The 14,433-nt window shown below is 67.5% G+C and carries 19 protein-coding genes and 2 tRNA genes; 3 read left to right on the plus strand and 18 right to left on the minus strand.

Translation table 11 applies throughout. From position 1 onward, the window contains the following. Positions 1-71 precede the first annotated feature (71 nt). From Q7S93_RS02160 to Q7S93_RS02230, 15 genes are all read right to left on the minus strand, one after another. Entirely contained in the window at positions 72-776 is a 705-nt protein-coding gene (locus tag Q7S93_RS02160; RefSeq protein WP_304711933.1) for an energy transducer TonB, read from the minus strand. 12 nt (positions 777-788) lie between these two features. Continuing rightward, the gene (locus tag Q7S93_RS02165; protein WP_304711934.1) at positions 789-1,220 is read right to left on the minus strand and encodes an ExbD/TolR family protein; all 432 of its coding nucleotides are present in this window, start codon (positions 1,218-1,220) and stop codon (positions 789-791) included. Between the two features lie 5 nt (positions 1,221-1,225). After that, on the minus strand, positions 1,226-2,125 hold the full coding sequence (locus tag Q7S93_RS02170; RefSeq protein WP_304711935.1) for a MotA/TolQ/ExbB proton channel family protein: 900 nt from the start codon (positions 2,123-2,125) through the stop codon (positions 1,226-1,228). Between the two features lie 785 nt (positions 2,126-2,910). Beyond that, positions 2,911-2,986: transfer RNA gene (locus Q7S93_RS02175), tRNA-Phe, on the minus strand. Between the two features lie 81 nt (positions 2,987-3,067). Continuing rightward, positions 3,068-3,244 (minus strand): DNA gyrase inhibitor YacG, encoded by a 177-nt coding sequence (locus Q7S93_RS02180; protein ID WP_304711936.1) that lies wholly within the window; start codon positions 3,242-3,244, stop codon positions 3,068-3,070. Further along, positions 3,241-4,281 (minus strand): ribonuclease E/G, encoded by a 1,041-nt coding sequence (locus Q7S93_RS02185; RefSeq protein WP_304711937.1) that lies wholly within the window; start codon positions 4,279-4,281, stop codon positions 3,241-3,243. The genes Q7S93_RS02180 and Q7S93_RS02185 overlap by 4 nt, the downstream gene beginning before the upstream one ends. Continuing rightward, positions 4,278-4,877: a Maf family protein gene (locus Q7S93_RS02190; RefSeq protein ID WP_304711938.1), complete on the minus strand. Its 600-nt coding sequence runs from the start codon at positions 4,875-4,877 to the stop codon at positions 4,278-4,280. The genes Q7S93_RS02185 and Q7S93_RS02190 overlap by 4 nt, the downstream gene beginning before the upstream one ends. Positions 4,878-4,879: 2 nt before the next feature. Next, on the minus strand, positions 4,880-5,098 hold the full coding sequence (infA, locus tag Q7S93_RS02195; protein WP_304711939.1) for a translation initiation factor IF-1: 219 nt from the start codon (positions 5,096-5,098) through the stop codon (positions 4,880-4,882). Between the two features lie 114 nt (positions 5,099-5,212). Continuing rightward, on the minus strand, positions 5,213-5,674 hold the full coding sequence (locus tag Q7S93_RS02200) for an arsenate-mycothiol transferase ArsC (protein WP_304711940.1): 462 nt from the start codon (positions 5,672-5,674) through the stop codon (positions 5,213-5,215). Between the two features lie 7 nt (positions 5,675-5,681). Next, positions 5,682-6,161: a UPF0262 family protein gene (locus Q7S93_RS02205; RefSeq protein WP_304711941.1), complete on the minus strand. Its 480-nt coding sequence runs from the start codon at positions 6,159-6,161 to the stop codon at positions 5,682-5,684. A gap of 257 nt (positions 6,162-6,418) precedes the next feature. Then, positions 6,419-7,048 carry an SH3 domain-containing protein gene (locus Q7S93_RS02210; RefSeq protein WP_304711942.1) on the minus strand — a complete coding sequence of 210 codons (630 nt, stop codon included), beginning with the start codon at positions 7,046-7,048 and terminating at the stop codon, positions 6,419-6,421. A 107-nt stretch (positions 7,049-7,155) separates the two neighbouring features. Continuing rightward, positions 7,156-8,454 (minus strand): histidinol dehydrogenase, encoded by a 1,299-nt coding sequence (gene hisD / locus Q7S93_RS02215; protein ID WP_304711943.1) that lies wholly within the window; start codon positions 8,452-8,454, stop codon positions 7,156-7,158. Positions 8,455-8,525: 71 nt separating this feature from the next. Further along, positions 8,526-8,960 carry a DUF2948 family protein gene (locus tag Q7S93_RS02220; RefSeq protein WP_304711944.1) on the minus strand — a complete coding sequence of 145 codons (435 nt, stop codon included), beginning with the start codon at positions 8,958-8,960 and terminating at the stop codon, positions 8,526-8,528. Next, positions 8,953-10,257 carry a UDP-N-acetylglucosamine 1-carboxyvinyltransferase gene (gene murA, locus Q7S93_RS02225; RefSeq protein WP_304711945.1) on the minus strand — a complete coding sequence of 435 codons (1,305 nt, stop codon included), beginning with the start codon at positions 10,255-10,257 and terminating at the stop codon, positions 8,953-8,955. Before murA ends, Q7S93_RS02220 begins: the two co-directional genes overlap by 8 nt. Before the next feature lie 93 nt (positions 10,258-10,350). After that, on the minus strand, positions 10,351-10,497 hold the full coding sequence (locus Q7S93_RS02230) for a hypothetical protein (protein WP_304711946.1): 147 nt from the start codon (positions 10,495-10,497) through the stop codon (positions 10,351-10,353). A gap of 105 nt (positions 10,498-10,602) precedes the next feature. On the opposite strand from Q7S93_RS02230, the gene Q7S93_RS02235 reads away from it, so the two are divergent. Beyond that, positions 10,603-10,677 (plus strand) — tRNA-Thr (locus Q7S93_RS02235). A gap of 95 nt (positions 10,678-10,772) precedes the next feature. Here Q7S93_RS02235 and Q7S93_RS02240 read toward each other — a convergent pair. From Q7S93_RS02240 to Q7S93_RS02250, 3 genes are all read right to left on the minus strand, one after another. Continuing rightward, positions 10,773-11,039 (minus strand): helix-turn-helix domain-containing protein, encoded by a 267-nt coding sequence (locus Q7S93_RS02240; protein WP_370652045.1) that lies wholly within the window; start codon positions 11,037-11,039, stop codon positions 10,773-10,775. Between the two features lie 3 nt (positions 11,040-11,042). Next, positions 11,043-11,507 (minus strand): hypothetical protein, encoded by a 465-nt coding sequence (locus Q7S93_RS02245; protein WP_304711947.1) that lies wholly within the window; start codon positions 11,505-11,507, stop codon positions 11,043-11,045. 139 nt (positions 11,508-11,646) lie between these two features. Beyond that, on the minus strand, positions 11,647-12,108 hold the full coding sequence (locus tag Q7S93_RS02250) for a response regulator (RefSeq protein WP_304711948.1): 462 nt from the start codon (positions 12,106-12,108) through the stop codon (positions 11,647-11,649). A gap of 268 nt (positions 12,109-12,376) precedes the next feature. Here Q7S93_RS02250 and Q7S93_RS02255 point away from each other — a divergent pair, with 268 nt between their 5' ends. Together Q7S93_RS02255 and Q7S93_RS02260 are read left to right on the plus strand one after the other, a co-directional pair. After that, complete coding sequence (locus Q7S93_RS02255; RefSeq protein WP_304711949.1) at positions 12,377-13,090, plus strand: response regulator transcription factor; 714 nt, start codon at positions 12,377-12,379, stop codon at positions 13,088-13,090. Then, entirely contained in the window at positions 13,087-14,421 is a 1,335-nt protein-coding gene (locus tag Q7S93_RS02260; RefSeq protein ID WP_304711950.1) for a FecR domain-containing protein, read from the plus strand. Before Q7S93_RS02255 ends, Q7S93_RS02260 begins: the two co-directional genes overlap by 4 nt. Positions 14,422-14,433 lie beyond the last annotated feature (12 nt).

Genomic DNA, 14,433 nt, shown 5'->3' on the forward strand with positions numbered 1-14,433 from the left:
CGCGCGGCAAAGAAAAAGGCCCCGGAGACCTGGGTCCCCGGGGCCGATTTTGTCGGTCCTTTCGCCGTCCCTTAGCCGGGAAGACGGAAGGAGATCGGGATCCGAACCGTGCCACCTTCGACGGGCGCGCCGTCGGCGGTGCGCGGACGCATCCGGAACAGTCGGGTCATCCGCATCGCGGCGCTGCCGAAGTCCTGGTCTGCGGGGCTTTCTTCCACCACAGAGCAGTTTTCCAGCGTGCCACGCGCAGTGACCGAGCAGCTCAGAACCACCCGACCCTCTGCTCCCATCCGCTGAGCGCGGTCGGGATAGTAGCGGGCCACGTCCTCGCCGCTGGGCAGTCGGGCCCAGTCGGGATTGGTGATCACCGACGGACGCGGCGGCGCAGGCGGCGCCGGAGCCGGAGGCTCAGGCCGCTCGACCCGTTCCTGCACCGGCGGAACCGGCAGCGGGGGGATCGACGTCACACCGACGGGCGGTGCGACCGGCGGACGCGGCTGCAGCTTGGGCGGCGGCGGCGGCGGGGTGTTCGTCGGCGGCGGCGGGGGCGGCGGAGGCGGCGGCGGCGGAGCGGGCTTAATGATCGCCACGTCCGTCACATCCTCCGAATACTCCCGATACTCCGGCTCGAACTTGGTCTTGTAGAGGTAAAGACCCAGGGCGACGTGCACCACGATCGAAACGATGATCGCAATGATGATGCCCTTGTTCCGCTTAGGCGCCGGGGCGTCGAACGGACTGTGATGAATGTGAGTCGTGTCACTGGTGTCAGACATGCCTCACCTCCCTCAATTGTCTTCTTCGCCGATGAGCGCCACGCTGTAGAACCCATTGTCCTGCAGCATGTTCATCACGCCCATGAAGTCACCGTACATGGTGTCCCTATCGGCGCGGATGAATATCCGCTCTCGTTCCGGGTTCCGCTGCCCAATGTTCGATCGCAGGTCGTCGCCCAGGGCCGACAGATCGGTAGCGAAGTCACCGATGTAGATGGACCCGTTCGACTGGATCGAAATGTAGACCGGTTTAGGCGGGTTCGCGGATGGCTCGGCGACGGCTGGCGGAAGAGCGACTTGGACCGTTACGCTGGCCAGAGGCGCCGCCACCATGAAGATGATCAGGAGAACCAGCATGACGTCCACGAAGGGCGTCACATTGATTTCGCTGTTCTGATCCGTCTCGTACCTGCCACCCCCAGACCCTGAGAGTTTAGCGGCCATTGGGATTAGGCCCCCTTGTCGAGCTGCCGGGAAATCGCGTTCAGAAGTTCAGCGACATACCCTTCCGAACGGGCGCCGTAAGCAGAGATGCGCGTCTGGAAGTAGTTGTAGAAGATAACCGACGGGATAGCGGCGAAGAGGCCCATGCCGGTAGCGAGCAGGGCTTCGGCGATACCGGGCGCAACGACGGCCAGGTTGGTCGTGTTGGTGTTCGCGATACCGATGAACGAGTACATGATCCCGTAGACGGTGCCGAACAGACCGATGAACGGACCGTTGGAGCCGACCGAGGCCAGGAACTGCATGCCGCCCGAGAGGCGCTTGGCGAGCGAGGCTTGCACGCCGCTCACCGCGGCGATCGCGCGGCCGATGGTGGTTTCACGGTGTTCGCCGGTGATGTTCAGGCCCGCTTGACGCGAAACCTCAACTTCTTGAACGGCGGCCGCAGCCATGTCGGCCAGCGGGTTGCCTTCGAACTCGTCGGACATGGCGACGCGGCCAATGTCGTTGATGTTCTTGGCGCCCCGGAAGGCTTCCAGGAAGCGGTTCGATTGACGCTCCAGGGCCGAGAACTCGAAGAGCTTGGTGAGCAGCAGGGTCCAGGAGAAGATCGAGGCCAGGGCCAGGCCGATCAGAACGGCCTTACCGACCGGCTGAGCGTCCAGGAACATGGTCATGATGGTCAGTTCGCCGTGACCACCAACATCAGTCGAGACTTCTTCCGCCGGGGCTTCAGCTGCCGGAGCAGCTTCGCCGGGGGCGGTTTCGGCGGCCGGGTCGGCAGGAGCCTCGGCGGCGGCCGGATCTGCGGGAGCGGCGTCCTGAGCGAACGCCGGCGCACCCATCACAAGCGCAGCGGCGCCAATGAGAGCGATGAAGGGGATCTTCCGTTTATTATCGAGCATCTGTCGCCAGTTCCTAATGGTCTAGCACGTTTGGACCGAGGGTCGTCACGCGAGAGCGTCTCCACCCTAGTTGAATAAGCCTGGCCCCGAGACGACTTTCGTCGCGCCGAGACCGAAACCGCTATCGCTGCACCCGACCCGTAGCGCCACTCTCCCACATTCGTGTGAAGACCGGCGCCGCGATTGGGCGAGGCGAGACCGCTACACCTTTCGGAAAGCGGACCCTCACCGCAAAGTTAGACGTGCGGCGAGGCTCCTTTGGCAACCCCCAAACGGAGCGTCAAGTGCGAGAGCCGCCAGCTAACCGCCGATAATCTAATCAGAAATTTGGGTATTGCTGCGCCGCACAACATGAATTGGCTGCAATAATTGGCTAATCTCGCCTAAGCCGGGAGGAATATTGCTGCGCCGCAACAGCCGGCATCGAACGCCGGTAGGTCAATATGGGCAAATTCTGGCGAGAATCGTCCGGCCAGCGCTTAGCAATTGCGCACCTTGGCGTTGCTGGACGGCAAATGAGCGCGGCGCCCCGCCAAGTCAAGGCGGCCGCCCCTTTCGCGGCGCAACCAAGCCGCCCGCTGTCACCGGAAAGCCTCACCCCCGGCGCCTGGCCCACCCATTACGGGCGGCCGCTTAGCCGCGGGGTATGGTCGAGTGAAGGAAAAGTGGCCCAGGACGGCGGCGCGGGACCTGGGAGGGGCCGGTCACGGGCTCAGCCGCCGGATGAGGCGTGGAGAGCCTGCCCGCCCGGCGCGCCGCAGATCCAATTCGCAAGAGGGGAAGTGTGGTGCCTGGGGGCGGATTCGAACCACCGACACGCGGATTTTCAATCCGCTGCTCTACCAACTGAGCTACCCAGGCCTGGGCCCGCCGCGCGGGAGCCGCGTCTATAAAAGAGCCGCCGACCGAAGTCCAGCGCTCCGGACGCCGATCTTCTCAGACCTAGTCCTCGTCGTCGGAAACCTCTTCCTGTTCAACGGCCGGCACCGCATAGGCGCCGGTGAACCAGCGCTGCAGATCCACGTCGGCGCAGCGCTTGGAGCAGAACGGGCGAAACTCGGCGACGGCGGGGCGGCGACAGATGGCGCATTTGGGCGCGGTGCTGGCGGGCCGGCTCATCGGGCGTGAACCTCGATCTTGTCCCAGGCCGCGGCCGGATCGCTGGTCACCTCGAATCGGGCGCCGATGCGGGCGGCCAGCAGGACCAGGAGGGGCTTGGCGGCCTCGGCCACCATGGGCGAACAGCGGGCCGACAGCCGTCCGCCCGGCGCCGCGCGGCCCTCGGCCTCCAGCCGACGGACAAGACGGTGGGCCAGGGTGTCGGCCGAAACGCGGCCGGCGGCGTCGATCAGGATGTCGGTGATCGGCCGGGTGCGCCGGGGCACGGTCAGTTCGATCGTGCCGAACCGGCTGATCGGGCCGATGGAGACGCCGGGATTGTCGGGATTGAAGGCGGCCCGCGCGGCGGCCATCAGGGCTGCCCCGTCGTGTCCGCGGCCCGCCATGTCGAACACCACCAGTCCGCCCAGCCCCTTCAGGCGAAGCACACGGGCGGCGACCCCCAGGGCGGCCAGATTGGCCTGGCGGGTGACCCGCTTGGCCTCCGCACCCTTGCGCTCGCCAACATCGACGTCGATCGCGGTCAGCGCCCGGGTGGGCTCAATGGCGATGCTGCCGCCGCCAGGGAGCGGATGGAGAATTTCCAGGGCCTCGGCCTCGGCCTCGTCGGCGATCTGGCGCGCGGCCTTGCCGGTGATCAGCTCGCCGTCCCTGGCCAATTCGCGCATCTGGTCGAGCAGGCCGGGGGCGGGCGACAACAGGGCGGGATCGCCCTTGGCCGGGCCGATGAGGCGCGCAGTCGCCAGCTTGCCGATCCGCGCCTCGGTGCGGATCTCGATCTCGACGGCCTCGCCCTGCCGCGGGCGGGAATCCGGCTTGAAGGAGAGGCTGGCCTCGGCCCCCTCACCCAGGTCGAGGAAGGCCATGGAGAGCGCCGGCTCCACATGCCGCACCCGGGCGCGCAGCCGCGCGCCGAGCGCCAGTCGCTGGGAATCGCCGTCCCGCTGGATCAGCAGCCGCTCCGGCCTGTCGTCCAGCAATACGCCGCCCCGGATCTCCCCAAGGCCCTCGTCGAGAAAGTAGGTCCGTCGGCTCATGCCGCGGGATAGCCCAGACCCTGCAGCAGACAAAGGGTTTCATAGAGCGGCAGACCGACCACGGCCGGATAGGACCCCTGCAGCCGCAGGACAAACCCCCCGGCCCGGCCCTGGATTCCATAGCCCCCGGCCTTGCCGATCCCCTCCTGACTCTGGAGGTAGGCGGCGATCTCGGTCGGGCTGAGCCGCTTGAAGGTCACCCGGGTCTCCACCAGCCGGTCGGCGGTCCGGCCATCGGGACCGTGAACCGCCACGGCTGTATAGACCCGGTGGGTGCGGCCGGAGAGCAGGTCCAGACAGGCGGCGACCTCGCCGTCGTTCTGCGCCTTGGGCAGGACGCGGCGACCGACGGCCACCACCGTGTCGGCGGCCATGACATAGGCCTCGGGGTGAAAGGCTTTGACGGCGGCGGCCTTGGCGGCGGCCAGCCGCAGAGCCAGCAGTCGCGGGGTCTCGCCCCGCAACGGCGTCTCGTCGATGTCTGATGCGGCCACATGGTCTGGCGTGACGCCGATCTGGGCCAGCAGGTCCAGGCGGCGCGGGCTGGCCGAAGCCAGGACGAGACGGGGGGCGGCAGGCGTCGTCAGATCGGCCACGCCTAGCGAACGCGGAAGGTGATGCGGCCCTTGGTCAGGTCGTAGGGGGTCATTTCCACCAGCACCTTGTCGCCGACGGCCACGCGGATGCGGTTCTTGCGCATCTTGCCGGCGGTGTGGGCGACGATTTCATGCTCATTTTCGAGCCTTACGCGAAACATGGCGTTGGGCAGCACTTCGCTGACCACGCCGGGGAACTCCAACAGCTCTTCCTTGGCCATGCCGGCTCCATGGGCGCTCACCTAAGCGAACGGGACGCGCCTGGAATCGGGCCGCGAGCCGTCAACCTGCCGATTATAACCCAGGTTGAGGACGGCCCGGTAGAGCCTGGCGCATCACTCGCCGTCCTCGCCAAATCGCTCCCGGAGTCTCCGGGCCAGGGCGTCACGGACCTCCCGATAGGCCGCCAGCCGATTTTCCCGGGGACCGTCGGCCAGGGTCGGGTCGTGGGTCGGCCAGTACTCGATCTGGGCGGCCCGATGCCGGGTCAGCTCGACGGCTCTGTGCTGGGCCTCCGGCGTCAACGAGATCACCAGGTCAAAGGAATCGTCGGTCAGGTCGTCGAAGGTTTTCGGCCGGTGCCCCTCAAGATCGAAGCCCTGCTCGGCCATCACGGCCTGGACAAAGGGATCGGCCCCCTCGGCGTCGAGGTCGGGCTTCAGGCCGCAGGAGTCCACATAGACCCGGTCGCCGAGAATCTGCTTGGCCACCGCCTCGGCCATGGGCGAGCGGACCCGATTGAAGTTGCAGGCGAACAGAATGGCGCCGGGCAGCGGCGGACGAGACCCCGAACCCATGGCCCCCTCAGTTCCGGTGATGCAGGGCGCAGATCAGGGTGAACAGCCGCCGGGCGGTGTCGAGGTCGGTCTCGATCTTGCCCGCCAGCCGTGTCCGCAACAGTTCGGAGGCTTCGTTGTGCAGGCCGCGACGGCCCATGTCCAAGGCCTCGATCTGGGCCGGCGTGGCGTTGCGGATGGCCTGATAATAACTCTCGCAGATCATGAAATAGTCTTTGATCAGCATCCGGAACGGCGACAGCGACAGGATATGGCGCTTCTCATAGGTCGGGCCGCGCACGTCGAAGACCAGGCGATTCTCCATCAGCCCCATCTGCAGGTCGTAGGGGCCGCTCTCGGCCCCATCGGGGGCAAAGTGGTTGGACTCCAGCAGATCGAAGATGGCGATCTGCCGCTCCTGCTCCTGGTCGCGCGAAATCGCGCCCAGGGAGTCCTGGTCGATCTCGACGCTCTGCAGCCGGTGGTTCTTCTGGTCGTCGTCAGCCATGACGCTCTGGCGAAGCGCTGGAGCGCGTTCCGTAAAGGTGGAACCCGGTTTTACGGTCGAAACGCGCTCGAACTCTAAATTCTCGAGCGCGATTCAACGATCAGACGGCCCGTCTGATCGCATCACGCTCTAGGCGTCAGCTTTAGTGCAATCTGGCCCCCAACGTCATCCCGCCATGCGGGCGCAGGACGGGTCCAGACAAGAAAAATCCCCCGCCGCCGGAGCGACGGGGGATCTTCGCGCCTGTGGAGCGGCCTCTAGTAACGATAGTTGGCGTTGCGATAGCCTTCCGGCTGGACATAGGCGCCATGGACATAGCCCACGCCCACGCCGTTCTGGCCCACCAGGACCCAGTCGCTGCCCCGCACCTGGGCCAGGGCCTCGAAGCGCTGGCCGGCGCGCAGCTGGCCGACCCGCGGGCTGCTGGTGGTCGGAGCGGCGCGCAGGTTCACCGTCGAGCGGGCGACCATGGCCCCTCCGCCGCGATTGAAGCTCGCCGGCGCCAGGTTCCGGTCGAGGCGGTAGCCGTCGTGGGTATAGGTGGCGGGCTGGTTATAGGCGTAGCCCTGGCCCTGGGCGTAGCGACGATCCTGATCATCATGCTGCAGCTTGCAGCCGATCGCCGAGCCGGCCGCGGCCCCGACGACGGCGCCGAGCGCCGTGCCCGTGCCCCGGTCGTTCTTGGCCAGGTTGGAGCCGGCCGCGGCCCCCACCAGGGCGCCGATCAGGGCGCCGCCCTCCTGCTTGCCGCCGCTGGCGTTGCACCCCAGCACGCCGCCGAAGTTCTGGGCCTGGGCGGCGGGCGCCGTGGCGGCCAGCAACAGGGCGCTCATCATCGCGGTGGCGGCCGCGCCCGAGGCCAGTTTGGAAACACTCTTGTTCGGCATGACTTGCCTCCATCAGATCGAGTTCGCCGGGCCGCGAGTGGCCCTACGAGACTGACCTTAGAAGGCCTTGGCTGAACGCCCCCCCGACGCCGATTGACAGTTTTCGTTCAGACTTTAGGGGCCGCGCCCTGTCCCAGGCGCAGGGCGGCCGAGCGGGCGTGGGCCGGCAGCCCCTCGGCCTCGGCCAGGGCGACCGTGGCCGGGCCCAGGGCCTGGAAGGCCGCCGCGTCACACTTCACAAACGATGTCCGCTTGATGAAGTCATAGATGGAGAGACCCGACGAGAACCGCGCCGCGCGGCTGGTGGGCAGCACATGGTTCGAGCCGGCCACATAGTCGCCGATGGCTTCAGGCGCATGCCGGCCGAGGAACATCGCACCGGCGTGGCGAACCTGGGCGGCCAGGGCGTCGGGGTCGGCGACGGCGAACTCCACGTGCTCGGGCGCCAGGCGGTCCACCAGGGCCGGCGTTTGCGCTAGCGGCGCAAGGATCACCGCGCCATGGTCGCGCCATGAGGCCTCAGCCACGGCGCCGGTGCTCAGGGTCGCGATCTGGGCTTTGACCTCCGCCTCCACCTTGGCGGCGAAATCAGCATCGTCGGTGATCAGGATCGATTGGGCCGCGGGATCATGCTCGGCCTGGGACAGCAGGTCGGCGGCGATCCAATCGGCGCGATTCTGAGCGTCGGCGACCACGACGATCTCGGAGGGGCCGGCCAGGGCGTCGATCCCCACCACCCCATAGACTCGCCGCTTGGCGGCGGTGACGAAGGCGTTGCCGGGGCCGACGATCTTGTCCACCGGCGCGATCGGCCCGGCCCCATAGGCCAGGGCCGCCACTGCCTGGGCGCCGCCGACCCGCCAGATTTCCGTCACGCCCGCCGCCTTGGCCGCCGCCAGCACGGCGGGCTGCAGGCGGCCCGGCGGGGTGACCATGGCGATCCGCGACACGCCGGCCACCGCAGCCGGCACAGCGTTCATCAATACGGTGGAGGGATAGGCCGCGCGGCCCCCGGGCACATAGATTCCTACGGCCTCGATGGGCGTCCACCGCCAGCCCATCTCCACCCCGGCCTCATCGGTGAAGCGGGCGTCGGCGGGGCGCTGCCGTTCGTGATAGCTGCGGATGCGCTCCGCGGCGAAATCGATCGCCTCGCGGACCTCCAGCGGACAGGCCGCGGCGCCGGCCTCGATCTCGTCGGCCGTGACCCGCAGGTCCGCCTCGCTGATCTCCATCCCGTCGAACTGCGCGCCATAGCGCAGCACGGCGGGCAGGCCCTCGCTGCGGACCGCCGCCAGCACGTCGCGCACGATGGCCTCGACATCCTCGGGCGTATCGCGGCGTTCGTTCACCAGGGCGGCGAAGCGGGCTTCGAAGTCGGGATCGGAAAAGATAAAGCGGCGCATGGCGTGGCTATGTAGCGATCCTGGCCGGCCAGCGCCATGGCGCCGCGGCCACAGGGCTGGATCGGTGGGCCTTACGCCTCGTGGCGGGGAGTCCGAGGGGTCGGCCAGGGGTCCGAGACGTCGGCCAGCACCGCCTCGATGCATTCGACCTTGATCTTGAGGTCACCGCCGCCGGCGAAGTTCAGCACCACAGCCCCGCCGGGGGGCTCAACCTCCGGCTCGAAGGTGATGGCCAGCAGTTCGACCACCGCGTCGGGCGCATCGCGCCGCAGCCGCCGCGCCTCGACCTGTTCGACCGATCCAAGCTGCAAGGCGCTGCGCACGCGCGAGCGGCCTCCCGCCTCCCAGCGGTAGCGGTTGAACGCGATGGTCAGCAGCCGGGTCTGGGCCTCGAAGCGGATGTCGCCGATCTTGGCCACGGCGTCCTGAAGGGCCGCAGAGATCACAGCCAGATCCTCGGCGTCCTCGGCCCGCAGCTTCAGGGGTCCCCGGGAAACGTCAGGCATCGGCGGTCATGTCCTCGATCATCTCCGCGCCCTGCAGGCGCCGGATCTTCGCTCCGCAGGCGCCGAGCTTGGCCTCGAGGCGCTCGAAACCTCGATCCAGGTGATAGACCCGCCCCACCTCGGTCTCGCCCTTGGCCGCAAGGCCCGCGATCACCAGGCTGACCGAGGCGCGCAGGTCAGTGGCCATCACCTGGGCGCCGTTCAGGCTCGAGACCCCGCGCACCCGGGCTTCGCCGCCCTGGATGGCGATGTCGGCGCCCAGCCGGGCCAGTTCCGGCGCATGCATGAAACGGTTCTCGAAGATGGTCTCGCGGATCACCGATTCGCCGTCAGCCAGGGTCATCAGGGCCATGAACTGCGCCTGCAGGTCCGTGGCGAAGCCGGGATAGGGATCGGTCTCGATGGTCACGGCCTTCAGCCGCTGGCCGTTGCGCTTGATGGTGACGCCGTCGTTATGATGCGTCACATCGACCCCGGCTTCTTCCATCTTGTCCAGCAGATTGGCGATGAAGTCGCTGCGGGTCCGGGTCAGCCGCACCTCGCCGCCGGCCATGGCCGCGGCCAGGGCGAAGGTGCCGGTCTCGATTCGATCAGGAATGACAGAGTGTGTCGTTCCGCCCAGTCGGCTGACCCCCTGGATGCGGATCAGGTCCATCCCGGCGCCGCTGATCCGCGCGCCCATCTTGTTCAGGCAATCGGCCAGATCGACGATCTCGGGTTCGCAAGCGGCGTTACGCAGTACGGTCTCGCCCTCGGCCAGAACCGCCGCCAGCATGGCGTGCTCGGTAGCGCCCACTGAGACGAAGGGAAAGACGATCTCCGCGCCGATCAGGCCCCGCGGCGCCTGGGCGTACACGTAGCCCTCGTGGAGATCGATATGAGCCCCGAGCGCCCGCAGCGCCGACAGGTGAAGATCCACCGGCCGGGCGCCGATGGTGCAGCCGCCGGGCAGGGAGACCTTGGCCTGGCCGGAGCGGGCCAGCAGCGGCCCCAGCACGTTGAACGAGGCCCGCATCTGGCGGACCAGGTCATAGGGCGCGATGGCGCTGATGATTTCGGACGTCTGCAGCACGGTTTCGGCGCCGTCCGGCCCGTCCCGCTCCTCGACCTCGGCGCCCAGACGCCTGAGCAGCTTGCCGAGGAACCGCGTGTCGGCCAGACGCGGCATGTTGGTCAGCCGCAGAGGTTCGTTCGTCAGAAGACTGGCGGCCATCAGCTTGATGGCCGAGTTCTTGGCGCCGCTGATGGCGATCTCGCCTTCCAGACGCGCGCCGCCTTCGATGACGATTCGATCCAATCCCAGCCCCTTCAAGCGCCGCAGCCCCGCAGCGTGAACAACCCAAGAGGCGCTTCTATCCTGAGGCCACCGCGGCGCAAAGCCACGGGACTCTCACGAACGCTTGTCATCCTCGGGGTCCGGAGCATCCGGCGCCCTTGGCGCGGCCTTGCGGCGGCGCAGATTGGCGCGAAGAGCCTGGGCGAGCTTGGCCTCCCGATCGGTGGGGGACGGCGATCTGGGCTTTTCCGGCGGGCTCATGAACAGGGCTTGCGACCGGGGCCCTGCGAGGTCAAGTCCGAGAAATCCGGATTTGGGGGCTTCACGCGGGCCGTCGGGTTGGCTATAGCCCCCGCCTCGCCTTTCGCCGCCGTAGCTCAGTGGTAGAGCGCATCCTTGGTAAGGCTGAGGTCGGCAGTTCAATCCTGCCCGGCGGCACCACTATCCGGAGGCTGGTCCACCCAGCCTCAAGGCGTCTCCGGAGCGGCCCTGCGCCGCTCCGGAGCTCCCCTCACAGGTCCAGCGTATCGAACTTGTCAGGCGGCCGTTCGAGCCCCCTTTGTCGAGGCCCCTTCGAGGCCTTCGAAAAAATAATCCACCCCGACCCGCAGAACCCTGGCGATCTCATAGAGCCGCGAGGCGCTCAGCCGGTTCATGCCCCGCTCGTACTTCTGGACCTGCTGAAAACTGATCCCGAGGTGTTCGGCGAGTTCGGTCTGCGTGATCTTCAAATCCCGCCGCCTGAGACGCAGGCGCATGCCCACGTGCAGGTCGACGGGGTGGATGCTGACGCTGGCCACCATGACTCAGCTCCCCGCCTGCATCAGCGGCGAAGATTCGAGGCTGAGCCGCACCCAGACGGGAGCGCCGGCGGAAAGCGGCAGGGCCAGATGCAACCGCCGGTGTTGGGAGGCGGCGTCGAGGACGATGGCTTCGTACTGTCGGGGATTGCGCCACTGGGCGTTCAGAGGCAGCCAGAGCCGGCGGATTTGGACCGGCCGAACCCGGTGGCGCGCCGCCACCTCTGCGAGGATCGCATAGTCGCCGGCGCGAGAGCCTAGATACCTCCAGGCCAGGGCCGCGCCTGCCGCAAGGACGACAGCGCCGGCGCACAGCGCCAAAGGCGATGGCCGGACGGCGGCCAGGACGGCCACCCCAAGGATGGCCGGCGTGAACCAGGCCAGTCCCGCGAGCGCCGGAGCTGGTGGCTCCAGCCGGCTGGGTTCACTTCCATTCTGGCCCGATGAAAAGGCTGTTGGCCGGCAATCCATGCTTGTTCTCCCCCGCAGGCACGCGCTGCAGTGGGGGGGATGGAGGCCCTCAAAACAAGGCTTCCGCATTTGAATTTACAACTGTTTACATAGTTAAGCCTGCCGCCGGACGGGCGTGGGATTGCGCTTGCGCGGCCTATTAGTGGATCGCCCCGAAGCGCTGGTGACCCGGCGCCGAAATCCCGCCGCAGTAGTGTTCGATGGTCTCGAACAACGCCTTGGCCGCAAAGGGCTTGCTGATGACCGCATCCATGCCCGCCGCCAAGCAGGCCTGTTGATCCGCCTCACCGGCGCCGGCCGTGATCGCCACGATGGGCACGCGGCCCAGGCCCAGGCTCGCCTCGGTGCGGCGGATGATCCCCGTCAGGGCGAGGCCGTCGATCAGCGGCATTTTCACATCCATCAGGATAAGGTCCCAACGCGAGCCCCGCCACGCCTCCAGGGCCTCGGAACCGTCCCGGGCGATGACCGGGGTCAGGCCGACGAAATCCAGCAGGGCGATGAGCAGCCGTTGGGTTCGCGGATCGTCTTCGGCCACCAGGATCTGGACCTGCCCAGCCGGGCCCTTCGCTCGCCCCCCGGCGGCCAGTTCAGATGACATCACGCGCAACCCTCCTCTATTGAGGACGGCCTCGACTCTCTCTGACCCGACCTCATTCGGGCCTAGTAACGCTAAGCGAACCGGCTGCACGGCTTTGAGGCTGAGTTTTACAACTTCTTACAATCCGTTCTCCGCCATTGCCCAAATTGGGCCGGTTTCACATTATAGGGGGGCATCGATAGTGGCGTGTACGGAGGCGACCCGTAGCCGAGGCCTCAGGCATAGCTCCAAGAGGTGTGCGAGCGCTTCTTCGGGGAGGAAAAGCCTCATGAGGGTCGCGATACTGGAGGATGATCCCGCCCATGGTGATCTGGTGGAAGCCGCCCTCCTCTCTGAAAATCACCTCTGCCTTCGCTTCACGTCCGGAGCCCCCCTGCTGGTTCGCCTGCGCCAGGAGACCTTCGATCTTCTGATCCTGGACTGGAATGTGCCGGGGCCATCAGGTCTGGACGTCTTGGCCTGGTCCCGGGCCAATTTGCAGGCTCCGCCGCCCGTCCTGATGATTACGGCCCGGGCCTCGGCCGAGGATATCGTCACCGCCCTCGACGCGGGCGCCGACGACTTCATCATAAAGCCGATCGAGCGGTCGGTGCTGCTGGCGCGTGTGAACGCCGTCCTCCGCCGGGCCTATCCCAGCGGCGCGACGATGCGCCCCGAGACTTTCGGCGATCACCTGTTCGATCCGATGGCTGAGACGGTCACCCATGGCGAAAAGGCCGTGAAGCTGACCACCAAGGAGTTCGCCCTGGCCCTGGCCTTCTTCCGGAACATGAACCGGCCGCTGGGCCGAGCCTATCTCCTGGAGACGGTCTGGGGTCGCAATCCGGATCTTCCCACACGCACCCTCGACGCCCACGTCTCGCGCATCCGCGCCAAGCTCGACCTGCGTCCGGCGCTTGGCTACCGACTCGCCCCTGTCTACAGCTATGGCTACCGCCTGGAGGCGATCTCAACCGACGCCGAGGAGTCGTCCGCCCCATGAAGGTCATCCGCCTCGCCGTCGCCGTCGCCTGCGCCATCGGCCTTGGCCTCGCGCCCCTCACGGCCAAGGCCCAGACCCCCCAGACCGCATCTGACATCGCCACCTATGTGGTTCGGCCTGGTGACACACTCTACGACCTGGCCGAGCGCTACATGGTTCGGCCCGGTGACGCCCAGCGGGTGGCCCGCCTCAATCGCATCGCCGAGCCGCGGCGCCTCCAGCCAGGAACAACCTTGCGGATTCCCGTGCGCCTGCTGCGCACCGAACCCGTCGTCGCCCGCCTGAGCGCCTTCCGTGGGGATGTGACCATCACAGCCCCGGCGGGTCCGCTGGCCCCGGTGATCGGCCTGGTCATCCCGGAAGGTTCACGCCTGACCACCGCCGCGGGCGCCTTCCTGACGCTGGAAATGCCGGACGGCTCGCGGATCACCCTGCCCTCCCAGAGCCGGGTGGTCCTCGACCGCGCAAGGCGGGTGCTGCTGAGCGGCGACATTCAGCGGCGGCTCACCCTGGAGGCCGGGCGCAGCAGCTCGGTGGTCGCCCCGGCTCCGACGCCCGGCAGCAGCTTCATCATCACAACCCCGCTCACCGTGTCTGCGGTGCGCGGGACGGAGTTCCGCGTCGCTCATGACGCCGAGGCCAACCGTTCGACTCTTGAGGTGGTGGAAGGCTCGGTTGGCGCCCGGGCCAGCTATGAGGCCAGCGAAATTCTCGTGCCCCGGGCCTTCGGCCGCCGGGCAGACGCCACCAGCGCCACCGCCCCGCAGGCGCTATTGCCCAGCCCCAAGCTCCGCGCCCCTGGACGAGCCCAGGACGAACCGGAACTCAGCTTCGACCTCGTCCCCGTCGATGGAGCGCAAAGCTATCGAGGCCAGCTGGCGACGGACGCGGGCTTCGTCGATATCTTCGCCGAGGCCGAAAGCGAAGGTCCGACCCTGACCTTTGGTTCGGTCCCCAACGCCATCTACTTCCTGCGCCTGACGGCCATCGCCGTTGACGGCCTGGAGGGGCTTCCCGAGGTCTACGCTGTGGAGCGTCGGCTGAACGCCATTGGCCTTGCGCCACCGGCTGGCCTGGAAGGGGTTGATCGCAGCTTCCTGTTCCGCTGGAGCGACTCTGGCGAAGGCGCCGCCAGCTTTCGCTTCCAGCTCGCCGTCAATGCCGAGATGGACGGGCCGATCATCGACGAGCCAGGCCTGACCGAACGACAGATCTCGGTCGCCGAACTCCCGGACGGCGTCTACTTCTGGCGGGTGCTGGTCACACGCTTCGAGGATGGTCGAGCCTCCGAGAAGTGGTCGCCGGTCCAGCGGTTCCAGCTGGGCGGCTGATCCTGTCGCCCA

The sequence above is a fragment of the Phenylobacterium sp. genome (assembly GCF_030646615.1).
Lineage (GTDB): Bacteria > Pseudomonadota > Alphaproteobacteria > Caulobacterales > Caulobacteraceae > Phenylobacterium.

Excerpts from the sequence above, each read along its gene's own strand:
- Q7S93_RS02160 (WP_304711933.1), bottom strand. The coding sequence starts at position 776 with ATGTCTGACACCAGTGACACGACTCACATTCATCACAGTCCGTTCGAC.
- Q7S93_RS02165 (WP_304711934.1), bottom strand. The coding sequence starts at position 1,220 with ATGGCCGCTAAACTCTCAGGGTCTGGGGGTGGCAGGTACGAGACGGAT.
- Q7S93_RS02170 (WP_304711935.1), bottom strand. The coding sequence starts at position 2,125 with ATGCTCGATAATAAACGGAAGATCCCCTTCATCGCTCTCATTGGCGCC.
- Q7S93_RS02180 (WP_304711936.1), bottom strand. The coding sequence starts at position 3,244 with ATGAGCCGGCCCGCCAGCACCGCGCCCAAATGCGCCATCTGTCGCCGC.
- Q7S93_RS02185 (WP_304711937.1), bottom strand. The coding sequence starts at position 4,281 with ATGAGCCGACGGACCTACTTTCTCGACGAGGGCCTTGGGGAGATCCGG.
- infA (WP_304711939.1), bottom strand. The coding sequence starts at position 5,098 with ATGGCCAAGGAAGAGCTGTTGGAGTTCCCCGGCGTGGTCAGCGAAGTG.
- Q7S93_RS02200 (WP_304711940.1), bottom strand. The coding sequence starts at position 5,674 with ATGGGTTCGGGGTCTCGTCCGCCGCTGCCCGGCGCCATTCTGTTCGCC.
- Q7S93_RS02205 (WP_304711941.1), bottom strand. The coding sequence starts at position 6,161 with ATGGCTGACGACGACCAGAAGAACCACCGGCTGCAGAGCGTCGAGATC.
- Q7S93_RS02210 (WP_304711942.1), bottom strand. The coding sequence starts at position 7,048 with ATGCCGAACAAGAGTGTTTCCAAACTGGCCTCGGGCGCGGCCGCCACC.
- hisD (WP_304711943.1), bottom strand. The coding sequence starts at position 8,454 with ATGCGCCGCTTTATCTTTTCCGATCCCGACTTCGAAGCCCGCTTCGCC.
- Q7S93_RS02220 (WP_304711944.1), bottom strand. The coding sequence starts at position 8,960 with ATGCCTGACGTTTCCCGGGGACCCCTGAAGCTGCGGGCCGAGGACGCC.
- Q7S93_RS02230 (WP_304711946.1), bottom strand. The coding sequence starts at position 10,497 with ATGAGCCCGCCGGAAAAGCCCAGATCGCCGTCCCCCACCGATCGGGAG.
- Q7S93_RS02240 (WP_370652045.1), bottom strand. The coding sequence starts at position 11,039 with ATGGTGGCCAGCGTCAGCATCCACCCCGTCGACCTGCACGTGGGCATG.
- Q7S93_RS02245 (WP_304711947.1), bottom strand. The coding sequence starts at position 11,507 with ATGGATTGCCGGCCAACAGCCTTTTCATCGGGCCAGAATGGAAGTGAA.
- Q7S93_RS02250 (WP_304711948.1), bottom strand. The coding sequence starts at position 12,108 with ATGTCATCTGAACTGGCCGCCGGGGGGCGAGCGAAGGGCCCGGCTGGG.
- Q7S93_RS02255 (WP_304711949.1), top strand. The coding sequence starts at position 12,377 with ATGAGGGTCGCGATACTGGAGGATGATCCCGCCCATGGTGATCTGGTG.
- Q7S93_RS02260 (WP_304711950.1), top strand. The coding sequence starts at position 13,087 with ATGAAGGTCATCCGCCTCGCCGTCGCCGTCGCCTGCGCCATCGGCCTT.